The organism is Candidatus Arthromitus sp. SFB-rat-Yit, from assembly GCF_000283555.1.
Taxonomy (GTDB): Bacteria; Bacillota; Clostridia; order Clostridiales; family Clostridiaceae; genus Dwaynesavagella.
In genome coordinates, this window is the sequence record NC_016012.1 from 475,187 (window position 1) to 487,272 (window position 12,086).

10 protein-coding genes are annotated in these 12,086 nt (G+C 25.4%); 8 read left to right on the forward strand and 2 right to left on the reverse strand.

Features of this window, described 5'->3' with window-relative positions:
* The first annotated feature begins 166 nt into the window (after nucleotides 1-166).
* The 4 genes from RATSFB_RS02255 to RATSFB_RS02270 all read left to right on the forward strand — a co-directional run bounded on the left by RATSFB_RS02255 (nucleotide 167) and on the right by RATSFB_RS02270 (nucleotide 6,067).
* Nucleotides 167-3,160 (forward strand): insulinase family protein, encoded by a 2,994-nt coding sequence (locus RATSFB_RS02255; RefSeq protein ID WP_044035512.1) that lies wholly within the window; start codon nucleotides 167-169, stop codon nucleotides 3,158-3,160.
* Nucleotides 3,161-3,274: 114 nt separating this feature from the next.
* Nucleotides 3,275-4,279 (forward strand): CotS family spore coat protein, encoded by a 1,005-nt coding sequence (locus RATSFB_RS02260; protein ID WP_014094428.1) that lies wholly within the window; start codon nucleotides 3,275-3,277, stop codon nucleotides 4,277-4,279.
* A 16-nt stretch (nucleotides 4,280-4,295) separates the two neighbouring features.
* A complete protein-coding gene (locus RATSFB_RS02265) occupies nucleotides 4,296-5,024 on the forward strand; it encodes a hypothetical protein (protein ID WP_014094429.1) in 729 nt (242 codons plus the stop codon).
* Nucleotides 5,021-6,067: a spore coat protein S gene (locus RATSFB_RS02270; protein ID WP_014094430.1), complete on the forward strand. Its 1,047-nt coding sequence runs from the start codon at nucleotides 5,021-5,023 to the stop codon at nucleotides 6,065-6,067. Before RATSFB_RS02265 ends, RATSFB_RS02270 begins: the two co-directional genes overlap by 4 nt.
* 13 nt (nucleotides 6,068-6,080) lie before the next feature.
* On the opposite strand, the gene RATSFB_RS02275 is transcribed toward RATSFB_RS02270, so the two are convergent.
* The gene (locus RATSFB_RS02275; RefSeq protein WP_014094431.1) at nucleotides 6,081-6,551 is read right to left on the reverse strand and encodes a low molecular weight protein-tyrosine-phosphatase; all 471 of its coding nucleotides are present in this window, start codon (nucleotides 6,549-6,551) and stop codon (nucleotides 6,081-6,083) included.
* 139 nt (nucleotides 6,552-6,690) lie between these two features.
* Here RATSFB_RS02275 and RATSFB_RS02280 point away from each other — a divergent pair, with 139 nt between their 5' ends.
* The 3 genes from RATSFB_RS02280 to RATSFB_RS07460 all read left to right on the forward strand — a co-directional run bounded on the left by RATSFB_RS02280 (nucleotide 6,691) and on the right by RATSFB_RS07460 (nucleotide 9,882).
* A complete protein-coding gene (locus RATSFB_RS02280; RefSeq protein ID WP_014094432.1) occupies nucleotides 6,691-7,515 on the forward strand; it encodes a hypothetical protein in 825 nt (274 codons plus the stop codon).
* Nucleotides 7,516-7,677: 162 nt separating this feature from the next.
* Complete coding sequence (locus tag RATSFB_RS02285) at nucleotides 7,678-8,232, forward strand: DUF2815 family protein (protein WP_014094433.1); 555 nt, start codon at nucleotides 7,678-7,680, stop codon at nucleotides 8,230-8,232.
* A gap of 303 nt (nucleotides 8,233-8,535) precedes the next feature.
* Nucleotides 8,536-9,882, forward strand: a complete 1,347-nt coding sequence (locus RATSFB_RS07460; RefSeq protein ID WP_242821415.1) for a hypothetical protein — start codon at nucleotides 8,536-8,538, stop codon at nucleotides 9,880-9,882.
* A gap of 75 nt (nucleotides 9,883-9,957) precedes the next feature.
* Here RATSFB_RS07460 and RATSFB_RS02295 read toward each other — a convergent pair whose 3' ends face one another.
* Nucleotides 9,958-10,188 (reverse strand): hypothetical protein, encoded by a 231-nt coding sequence (locus RATSFB_RS02295; protein ID WP_044035514.1) that lies wholly within the window; start codon nucleotides 10,186-10,188, stop codon nucleotides 9,958-9,960.
* A gap of 123 nt (nucleotides 10,189-10,311) precedes the next feature.
* Here RATSFB_RS02295 and recJ point away from each other — a divergent pair, with 123 nt between their 5' ends.
* Complete coding sequence (gene recJ, locus RATSFB_RS02300; protein ID WP_014094435.1) at nucleotides 10,312-12,084, forward strand: single-stranded-DNA-specific exonuclease RecJ; 1,773 nt, start codon at nucleotides 10,312-10,314, stop codon at nucleotides 12,082-12,084.
* Nucleotides 12,085-12,086 lie beyond the last annotated feature (2 nt).

Consider the following 12,086-nt stretch of genomic DNA (forward strand, 5'->3'; position numbering starts at 1 on the left):
ATTCAATAAATATTAATAAATTATACTATAAATATTTATTGAATAAAATACAAATTTTAGATACAAATTTTTATAATTTGAATATCTTAGTTTTTTATAGAAAGTATAATAAAAATTTTTAAAACTGAGAAAACTTACTATTAGTAAAATTAAGGAGGAAATTAATTTGAATAGTAGGGTGAGGAGAAGTTTCTTTATATTTTTAATGGTAATTTTTTATTGTTTTAATAGTGTTTCAATGGTATCTGCGTTACCAATAAAAAATATAAGCGGATATGAACTCTTAAGAGAAGAGTATATTGATATATTGAAATCAAGAGTTTTATTATATGAACATAAGAAAAGTGGAGCTAAGGTTATTCACATAAAGAATAATTCGAAGGTAAAACTTTTTGATATAACATTTAAAGTTCCTACGATTAATAATAAAGGGACTAATCATATTTTGGAGCATATATTTTTTTCGGGGTCTGAGAAATATCCGATTAAAGATGTGTTTCCTGCATTATTTTATTTAAATAATTTGGAATATATAAATGCAGCGACGGACACAAACTATGTTACATATTATGTATCTTCAAGAGATAATAATCAATTAAAGACTATTATTGATTATTATTTAAGTGCTTTATTTTATCCAATAGTGTATAAAGAAGAAAATATTTTTAAACAAGAGGGATGGAGATTTGAACTGGAAGAAATGAATTCTCCATTAAAATTAACTGGAGTTGTTTTAAATGAAATGAAAGGGTATGTTTTTAACAATGAATTTTATAAATCAATTGCAGCTGTAGATAGTTTGTATAAAGGTGCCCCAGGTTCATTTAATGGGGGTGGAGATCCTTATACTATACCAGAATTGACTTTAGAAGAACTTCTAGAATCTCACAAAAAATACTATGTTCCATCAAATTGTTTGGTTATATTATACGGTGATATAAATACAAATGAGGTCCTTAAATTTATGGATAAGGAGCATTTTAGTTTACACGATAGGAAAGAGAAGATTCAAGAATATAATATTAATGAAAATATTAATGAAAAGGTTTATATGAATTTGAAGTATCCCGTGCCAGAGAAAGAAAATAGATACAATAAACATATTTTTGTTAACTCTTTTGCTACAGGAAATATTAACGATGTTAAAGAAAGTTTTGCAATTAAGTTTTTAGTTTCTATGATGGGTGCAGAATTTTCAGGAATAGAAAAACGATTTAATGAAATGAATATTGGAACGGATTTTTCAATTGATTTTAGAAATGTTGGATCGAAACAATCTTATGTAATGTTCTCTGCTAATTCGGAGAAAGAACTTGGTGCAGAATTTGAAAAATTCATTTATAAAGAGCTTGAGCATTTTAGGGATAATATTTTAAATGAAGAGTATATTGAAAATTATTATAATATAACGAAAAATATTATAAATAAGAAAATAACAGATACACCAGATAGTCTTGTTATGTGGAATATAATAAATGCTTGGTCATCTGGTGGAGATATTATAGATAGCGTAAGATTTAATGAAAATTTGGAGTATTTAAAAGAGTATGGAGTAGAAGATTTTATCAATATACTTGATATGCATTTTATTAATAACAGACATTCATCGCTTGTAATACTAGAGCCTGATTTCGGTATAATTGAGGAAAAAGAAAGAATTTTAAGAGAAGGTCTTAACAATTATAAAGAGTCTATGAGTGAAAATGAAAAAGTTAATTTAATTAACGAAACGAATGAATTTAATTCATGGATTGAACAAGAAGATTCTATGGTTGTGCTTGAAAAATTATCTAACCCATTTAAAAATGAACATGATAAACTTGGTGACGCTAAAATTCAGAGTAAAAATGGAATTTATGAATATGTATGGGGAAAAATTTCTGAAAATGATTTTATAAATGTATCTCTCAATTTTGATTCACGAACAGTTCCTAAAAGTAAAGTTCATTACTTAGCTTTATTTTCTGATTTAATGAAAGAAGGATTTGGAAGCTTTGATAAGACAAATATAGAGCTTATGAGCGATATTAAGCAGACCTTATTTAACCTTAATATAACGTTAGAGGAAAATTTAAATTGTTTTGATGGGAATATTTATAATCCAACCTTTAAGATATCATTTGATACGAACAAAAATAATTTGGATAAGTCCATAAAATTATTAAATGAGCTTATAAATAATATAAATTTTAAAAATGTTGATCTGTTACAAAATAATTTTAATAAGTTGAAGTACTATTATGAATCGAATTTAATTAATCCTAGCATAGTTTATTATGAAATCGATGGTTCAAATTATGATGGTGGTAAGTATAAAAATTATACGAAAGGATTACCTTATGTAAAATTTTTAATTAATATATTTGGGAAATATGGAGAAGATCATAATTATATACATACTATAAACAAGGAAATACAAAATGTTAGCAATATAGTATTTAATATAAATAATTTAAAAATTGGTGTGGTTGCAAATAACGATAATTATAAACTCGTTAAAAAGAATTTAGAGGCAAATTTACTTTGTAATTTAAATAATAGTGTAAATAGAAAATATAAATACAAATTTGATGCAGTTAGAGAAAGAATATCAATAAAAGCTCCATCCACAAATGTAACATTGTATGCACTTTTAAATTTTAAAGCTAGCGGTAGAAATTACACACCTAAGTTTTTGGTCGCAGAATCAATTTTAGGGGAATATCTCTATAGAAATATAAGAGTTAAGAATGGTGCATATCAAGTTAATTCATTAGCTACAACTCAAGGAACATTTGCAGTTGTTGCAGGATTTTCTCCAGTTTTGAAAGAACAAATAAGAGTTATAAATAATATAGGCAATTATTTAAGTGAGATAGATATAAGTGAATCTTTGCTTGAAAAATATAAAACTATAACAATTTCATCTCTTGCAACCAGCTGTGATGAAATTGATAGGGCAAAGACTGAAGTACATAATTATTTAACAGGAATGAAAAAGAAAGATTTTAAAAATATGATAGATGAAATTAAATCAACAACAATTCAGGATATTAAGAGTATTGGGAAAACTATCTCAGATATCGGATTTAATAAGATAGGTGTATTTGGGAATGTAAATATAATAGAAGATAGTAGCAAAAATTTTAGCAATATATTTACTTTACCAATTAAAGAATAATTTTAAGGCATATCAAGTTAATTTGATATGCCTTTTTATTTGTATTTAACAAGTAACAATTAATATTAAATTTTCATATAGTAATCATGTACTTAAATTGTAGAGAGGCTATTCATGGATCAATATGTAAGAGATTTGAAGAGAGTAGTAGAGGTAAATTATGACATAACAATATTTGATATAATTAAATTTAAAAATGTTTATAAAATATCGGCTGTTGAAGGGAATTTTTGTTTAAAACAATGTAAATGTAAATTTGATAAATTTAAATATATATTGGATGTTCTTGATTATTTGAAAAAACAGGAATTTGATAATATTTTAAGTATAGTTGAAACATATTCAGAGGAACAATACATTGAGTTTAATGATGTTTATTTTTACATGACCGAATGGATCGAAAGTCGGGAATTAAATTATAGTAACTATTATGATATTATACGTGCATCACAAAATATTGGTAATTTTCATAATTATACACAAGGATATAAACCATCGAAAAATATTTTACCAGATTATAGGTGGATGAAGTGGGGAGACATATTCAATTTAAAGCTTATGGATATTATTTCATTTAAAGAATCTTTGAAATATAGAAGTGATTTGGATATATTTGATAGGATTTATTTAGAAAATGCAGATAAGAATATTGATTTAGCAAAGGAAAGCATTGAACTATTATATAAATTTGAGTATGAAAAAATTGTAAAAGAACATTTTGAGATAGGTTATATTTGTCACCATGATTTGGCAAATCATAATGTTTTAATTGATTCAAAAGGGAAAATTTATTTTATAGATTTTGATTATGTTATTTTAGATACCTATCTTCATGATTTAGGAAGTTTTATTAATCGATGCTTAAAGCTTGGGAGTTGGAATGAATATAAACTAAATTTGATAATTAATTCTTATAGGGATATTAAACGTTTACCTAAACGTGAAATTTTACTTACACTTTCTTTTATATTATTTCCAAATGACTTTTGGCAAATAGGAATTCAACGTTATAGAGAAAATATTAGATGGAGTGATGAAAGGTTTTTAAAGCGTTTGAATAGATCCGAAAATGATAAGCAAGACAAGACGAATTTTATAAAAAGTATAATTTTTAAATAGTTGTGTAGGAGTTCTTATGAGTTTAAAAAGTTTTGCTATCTCAAAAAAGGTATATGAATTTAAAGAACTTGGGAAAAACAGGATTAGGAGTTATACAAATGGTGCCATTTTTGAGCATATTAACATACTTTCTGATTTACATGGGCGTTTGAAAGGTTGTCCAATACCGTTGAATAATTTGGTTAATAAAATGGTAGATAATTTTAAATTTGCTGAAATTATGTTAAATCAAGACATAAACAGGTATAAGATTAATCCTAAAAATGAATTTGAAGAAAATGTATCACAACTTGGTGAAGGTGTACTTTTTAGGATAAGAAGGATACTTAGTATAATACATGAAAATAATTATGAAAACCTCATTTTAAGGAGTATGAAAAATAAAGAAGTGTGTGTTTATAATGTTGGACTTAGCGATCTTTATGTTGATTCAGATTCCAAAATATATGTTAGAAATATAAATGATTTTTGTGAAAATATTGTAGAGTATGATTATGTTAAATTTTTTACTAGACTTAAAAGATTGAACAAGGATGTTGAATTTATTAAAATGTGTTCTTATGTTTGTAGTAAAGAAGATTTAGGAATTGACAGCTATAATTTTATATTGGCTTGTACAAGTTTTCCTTATGAGTTTGTGAGAGTTATATCAAGATATAGGGATTTGGGGCGAGAATTATCTAATTACTCTAAAGAATGCAATTTTGATAATGTTTTAAGTAAAGATGGAGATAGTCTTATATGATTAATCCTAATTTTTGTATTTTAAATTTGAATGAATATAATTTATCTTATGATTTTTTGAAAATTGTTGTTGGGATAGATGTAAGTGAATGTTATCCATACAAAAATGGATTTTTTATGGTTGATCAGAATGGAAATAAATATTTACTCTTTAAAATTTTTAAGGAAGATGTGGGAAAATACATTCAAATATTTGAGGTTTTGAAAAATATAAATTCTTCAAACAAATTGATTCAAGATATGTATTGTTTTAATGGGAAAAAATATTTTACAGATAACATTACAAATGAAGATTATATTGTTTTTAATTATCCAAATGGAGAACATAATAAATGGAATGATTTTGATTTTAATTTAATCAAAGAAATTTTAATTGATTTTTATAATGCATCTAGGGACATTTTGAAAGATTATTATAATTTCAATTTAAAAGAAGATGTAAAATTATTGACCATAGGTGATGAGATAAAATATATAGATAATCATCTTTTAAATATACAAAATATAGAGATGTTTATTTTGTACAAGCACAGAAAAAATAAGATTGATAATTTGTTTTTAGAAAATAAGATTTATATGGAAGATGAGCTTATAAAAATTAGGGAGTTTTTTACTAGTTATAAATTTAAGAATTATGTAAGTGATTATAAAAATATAAGATTTATAAATGGAAATCTATCAAATAAATCTTTTGTATTTAATGACGGAAAGTGTTATATGGCAAACTTCTATAATGCTTCTATTGATTTGTTTGTTAAAGATATAGCTGTGTTATCTGAAAAGGTAATTTTTAATTTTAATATAGATAGATTCAAAACATTTCTTATAGATTTCTTAAATAATTTTGAAGGAGATATTAAAGAACATTTAGAGGTATTATTTAATTATATAAAACTCAATAACCGTATGTTTAAGTGGTTTGATAACCAATATAAAGATGATTATCATAATAGTAATAATTCTGATTTGGATAATAAAATGCAAGAAATAAGTGATTACAAACAAAAAAGAAATTATTTTATAAATAAAGTATCCTTCACTTAGAGTGAAGGATACTTTATAGTTTTTTATCGTTTATAATATGTTCCAAAATAGAATCACATCCAGCCTTAATAAGCTCGAAGGTTAAATTAAAATCTCCAGTATAATAAGGGTCAGGAACAAAATTATGAGATGAATTTTTGATAAAATCTGTTAACTTATGTATTTTTATGTTAGGATTTATATTTGTTACATCACGCATATTTGAATCATCCATAACAATTATATAATCGTTTGTACTTAAATCTTTTTCTGTAAGTTTTTTAGATATGATATTTGAAAAATCTATATTTAATTTATTAAGGATTGTTTGAGTTCCATGATGAGGGGGATTACCTACGTTATAACTAGATGTAGCTCTAGATGATACGTTGATTTTATCACTAAGATTATTTTGTTTAATGATATGTCTCATATAAGCTTCACTCATTGGAGATCTACAAATATTACCTAAACATATAAATAAAACATTGACCAAATTAATCACCTCAAATATAATTTTCTTATGATTATAACATAATTACAAATGAGTATTGGGTTTTTATTATTATGTTTGTATAAAATTAAGTATAGACTCAAATACTAATTATTAATATTATAATCAGTAATAGAGGTGATGGTAGAAAGTGTACATATATTCACATTTAAATATAACGGATGTTTTAGAAATAATTAGAAAAGTAAATCCCGTAAAGATATTAGACGTTAATGTTGGTTTTGGACGTTGGGGAATTTTATGCCGAGAATTATTAGAGCGAGATAACATGGGAAAGGTTCGAAGACCTGACTTATGGAATATTAAAATAGATGGGATAGAAAATATTACTAGTTCTTATATACAAACTTATCATGATATTTTCTATGATAATATATATAGGCAAGATTTAGAGGGGTTTTTAAAAAATCACTTAGCTTTATATGATTTGACTATCTTTTCACACGTATTGGAATATAGATCAAGAGAAGAAAGTATAAGAATGTTAAGTAATGCAATGGGAATATCAAGATTTATATTGATCTATGTTAAACTTGGAAAACACAATAAACAATATACACCAGATGAAATACAAGTTAGTGTATGGGAAAAAGAAGATTTTGAAGGGTATGATGTTGTTAATAATATAATTTTAAATGATAGATATGGGAATAAATATGGAATTTTTTTAATTGAGTGTAATACGATTAAGCGTATATATAATAAAAATGTTGTGATATATGGAATTGATGAGTATTTTGATTTATGTGTTAAGCCATTCATAGATGAAAATAAAATTATATGCTTTATGGAAGAAAATGTTTTTAAACAAGGACTCTTTCATATGGGGAAGATAATTCATACTATAAAGGGAGTTAAAAAAATAAAGGATGATTTTATAATAATAATAGCTAGCGTGTTTTATAGAGATATAAAAAAGAAGCTTGAAGCAGCTAGTTTATACAATTTTATATAATTGTGGTATTTGATTTTGACACAGGATTTAATTCTTGTGTTTTATTATTTTTTTTGTGATTTATGTTTTACAAATAAATATTTTAAATAATGTTGTAAATTGGTTAAAGTTTTAATAAAGAATAACATCTATTAAATTATTTGTTTGAGGGAGATTAATATTATGGTTGATTTAAGTACAGAGGTAATTACTGGAAGAGTTTGTTTTGATGATGTAAATATTTGGAAAGATAAGGCTATTAATGTAGACAATTTTGAATATTCAGTGTGCTTATTAATACCCAAATCAGATGGTAAGACATTAAGTGATATTAGAAAAGCTATAGAAAATGCAAAAAAAATAGGAATAAATATTTTAGATAATAAATTGAATTTAAATATTGAAAGTCCGTTAAAAGATGGACTTGAGAAATCTAAAGATGAAATTTATAAAGGTTGTTATTTTATAAATGCCATTAACATCAACCAGCCAGTTATATTGGATAAATTTAATAAACCAATTAATAATAAAGAAGAATTTTATAATGGATGTTATGGATATGCTTCAATTAATTTTTACGCTTTTAATGATAATGTGAATAAGGGTATAACATGTAAAATCAATACTATTATAAAGACTGATGATGGAGATTTACAGAATAATAAGTTAAATGATTTGGTAGATATGTCTTGTATAGAAGCTATAAAATTAGAGGGTAGTGGAAGTTTTATGGTTTAGTTAAATTATAAAGTTTAAGGATAATATTAAGTTTTGAGATTTTGAAATTTGTTTGTTACGAGTATCTAATAGGGTAAATCTAAGAGATTTACCCTATTTTTCTGTAAAAAGATACAATAATATTAAGATAATATTATTAAAAGATACTATTTTTTAATATTTAAGCATTAAAAGATATTAATTTTTAATAATTTCTTAAATAGAAATTACTATTTCAAAAATTTATATGGATATATAATTAAAACATCAAGTAGGACAAACAAAATTTAAAAATAAGAAATAAAAGTTTAGGAGATGTTTAATATGTTAAAAAATAAAATTAAGAAAATATTATCAGTTGTAGCTTTAGGAGCATTAATAACAGTTGGAGCAGGAAGTGTAAAATCAATGGCAGTTAATACGCAACAAAATACAGCAGCAGTTGTTGCAGAAGATTATTCATATAGTAATTATGGATATGAAGATCTTATACAAGAGATGTTGGATGAAGGATATATAGATCAAAATAGAGCTACTACTCTTAGAAGTGGTATTAATTCTGAAAATGGACAAATTGAAATAGATAAAACGTATGATTTATATTTAGTTGATTTAGATGTAAAAGAGGGATATTACAGCAAAGAAGCTGGAGAAATTTATAAAAGAGTGATAGAAGCAGAATATGCAGGAAATTATGATTTAGCTGATCAAATATATGACGAGCTTATTGTACAGTTAGATAAAGAAGGAGTAACAGCAGACGAAGATTTAGCAGGGTACTATAGTGAACTTGTAAGTGAAATGAAAGATGCTGGATATATAGATCAAGATAGAGCTAATACTTTCACAAATGATATTAATTCTGAAAATGTACAATTTGAAATAGAGAAAGCTTATTATTTATATTTAATTGATTTAGATGTAAAAGAAGGGTATTACAGTAAAGAAGCTGGGGAAATGCATAAAAGATTGATAGAAGCAGAATACGCGGGAAATTATGATTTAGCTGATCAAATATATGATGAGTTTATGGCACAGTTAGAGAAAGAAGGAGTAACAGTAAATGAAGATCTATCAGGGTACTATAGTGAGATTATAAGCGAAATGAAAGATGCTGGATATATAGATCAAAATAAAGCTAATACTTTTACAAATGATATTAATTCTGAAAATGTACAACTTGAAATAGATAAAATGTATGATTTATATTTAATTGATTTAGATGTAAAAGAAGGATATTACAGTAAAGAAGCAGGAGAAATTTATAAAAGAGTGATAGAAGCAGAATATGCAGGAAATTATGATTTAGCTGATCAAATATACGACGAGCTTATGGTACAGTTAAACAAAGAAGGAGTAACAGCAGACGAAGATTTAGCAGGGTACTATAGTGAACTTATAAGTGAAATGAAAGATGCTGGATATATAGATCAAAATAAAGTTAATACTTTTACAAATGATATTAATTCTGAAAATGTACAACTTGAAATAGATAAAGCGTATGATTTATATTTAATCGATTTAGATGTAAAAGAGGGATATTACAGTAAAGAAGCTGCAGAAATAGAGAAGAGGTTAGTAGAAGCAGAATACGCAGGAAATTATGATTTAGCTGATCAAATATATGACGAGCTTATGGTACAGTTAGAGAAAGAAGGATTATTCCAATAGATTAATTTAGGAAATTTATCTATTGAAAGGTAAATAAATTAATTAAAGAAAGCTTTGTTTCAAAGCTTTCTTTTTTTATGTGAGAGCATCACGTACATAAATGACGTCACAGTTTAAATGAGTAAATAAAGGTTCTATTGATGTTTTGAATTCTCCAAGTTCATAATTTAAAGATTGATTAAATAAAACTTGATTCGTTGTGTTGTTAACAACCAATAAAGTTCCATTTGTAATGTCGTATGTGATTTCCATCTGTGAATCATTGGACCTTATATAATTTAATAAATCGTTAATTGAATTAAACATAATTACACCTCCTAAATTTATAAACACTTTAATTATTTCAAGTAAATTAGAAACTATTCAATATGTTTTTAAAATTATAGTTTATATGTTAGAATTGCAGTATGAATTTAATAGGAGGAGTGTATGTTAGAACGGTGGATTTTGAGGAATAGAAATACTTTGGTTGAAGGATTAGAAACGCTTAAAATATCTAATAAAATTTTGAAAATACTTATAAATAGAGATTTTAAAAATTTTGATGACATTAAAAATTACATATATCCGAGTGAAGTTTTGTTGAATGATCCATTTAAATTAAAAGATTTTCAAAAGGCTATAGATATTTTGATTTCATTAGTTGAGAGTGGAGATAGGTTAAGAATTGTTGGAGATTATGATGTTGATGGTATAAGTAGTGTTTACATATTGTATAGAACTTTTAAAAATATTGGGATTAATGTTGATTTTGTAATACCTGATAGAGTTAAAGATGGTTATGGAATAAATACAAGGATAGTTAGTGAAGCAAAGAATGATGGTATTAAATTTTTAATTACATGTGATAATGGAATTGCTGCTATTGATGTAATAAAATTTGCAAAAGAAAATGGATTTACGATAATTGTAACTGATCATCATGATATTCAAATTGTTAATGGTGAGAATGGAAATTTTGAAAAGGTTTTGCCAGATGCTGATGTGATTTTGAATCCAAAGCAAGATGATTGTACATATGAGTTTAAAAAACTTTGTGGTGCGGGAGTTTGTTTTAAACTATGTTGTGAGTTATACAGGAAGTTTGGATTGGAAAATAAAATAAATGAGTTGATTGAAATAACTGCCATTGCAACTATTTGTGATGTTGTAGATTTGGAAGGGGAAAATAGATTTTTAGCAAAGAAAGGTATTGAGTTATTGAGGACAACAAATAACATTGGGCTTAATGCTATAATAGATGTAAATTCTATATCGAGAGAAAATATTTGTTCATATGATATAGGTTATGTGATTGGTCCGTGTTTAAATGCTTTGGGAAGACTTGATAGCGGTATGAAAGGATTGGATATCCTTTTGTGTGATGATAAGGAGAAGGCTTATGAGCTTGCAAGTGAGATAAAAGATTTAAATGATAAAAGGAAGTCCATGACCTTAGAGGGATTTGTTGAAAGTTTGAAAATAATTAAAGAGGAGAATTATCTTAATTCAAATGTGATTGTTATCTACAATGAAAATATTCACGAAAGCATAGCGGGTATAATTGCTGGAAGAATCAAAGAGAGATTTTATAAACCCACGATTGTTTTAACAAAAGGTGAGGGATGTTGTAAGGGATCGGCTAGGTCGATTGAAGGAATAAATATTTTTGATTTAATCTCTGAGAATCGAGATTTACTTGAGGCTTTTGGAGGACATCCTATGGCAGCAGGATTATCTATAAAAGAAGAGAATATAAATTTGTTTAGAGATAGATTAAATAAGTCGAGTAGAATTGATAAAGATAAATATATAAACACTGTATATATTGATATTTTTTGTCCAATTCAAGAAATAGATTATGATTTTGTTAAGGATTTAGATAAACTTGAGCCGTTTGGGAAATCAAATCTAAAACCAGTTATTGGCGATAAGCATTTGAGAGTGTATTCTATCAAGAGAATTGGAAAAAACAAGAATTACATTTCTATTAAATTAATTTCTACAGATGATAAAATTTTTGATTTTGTATATTTTGGGGATGCTGAAGAATTTGATAAATCATTTAGTAATTCTTATTCAAGAGTTGAACTTGAGAGGTTGTATTCCGGAAAATGTAATATGAACAATCAATTTTTTATTGATGTTTTGTATGAAGTGAGTATAGATAATTATAATTTTAGTGAAATGATAAAGTATTTCTTATTAAAATATAGATTTTAAAG

What these genes read in the sequence shown, in the direction of transcription:
- RATSFB_RS02260 (WP_014094428.1), top strand. Translation starts at nt 3,275, where the DNA reads ATGGATCAATATGTAAGAGATTTGAAGAGAGTAGTAGAGGTAAATTAT.
- RATSFB_RS02265 (WP_014094429.1), top strand. Translation starts at nt 4,296, where the DNA reads ATGAGTTTAAAAAGTTTTGCTATCTCAAAAAAGGTATATGAATTTAAA.
- RATSFB_RS02270 (WP_014094430.1), top strand. Translation starts at nt 5,021, where the DNA reads ATGATTAATCCTAATTTTTGTATTTTAAATTTGAATGAATATAATTTA.
- RATSFB_RS02285 (WP_014094433.1), top strand. Translation starts at nt 7,678, where the DNA reads ATGGTTGATTTAAGTACAGAGGTAATTACTGGAAGAGTTTGTTTTGAT.
- RATSFB_RS07460 (WP_242821415.1), top strand. Translation starts at nt 8,536, where the DNA reads ATGTTAAAAAATAAAATTAAGAAAATATTATCAGTTGTAGCTTTAGGA.
- RATSFB_RS02295 (WP_044035514.1), bottom strand. Translation starts at nt 10,188, where the DNA reads ATGTTTAATTCAATTAACGATTTATTAAATTATATAAGGTCCAATGAT.
- recJ (WP_014094435.1), top strand. Translation starts at nt 10,312, where the DNA reads ATGTTAGAACGGTGGATTTTGAGGAATAGAAATACTTTGGTTGAAGGA.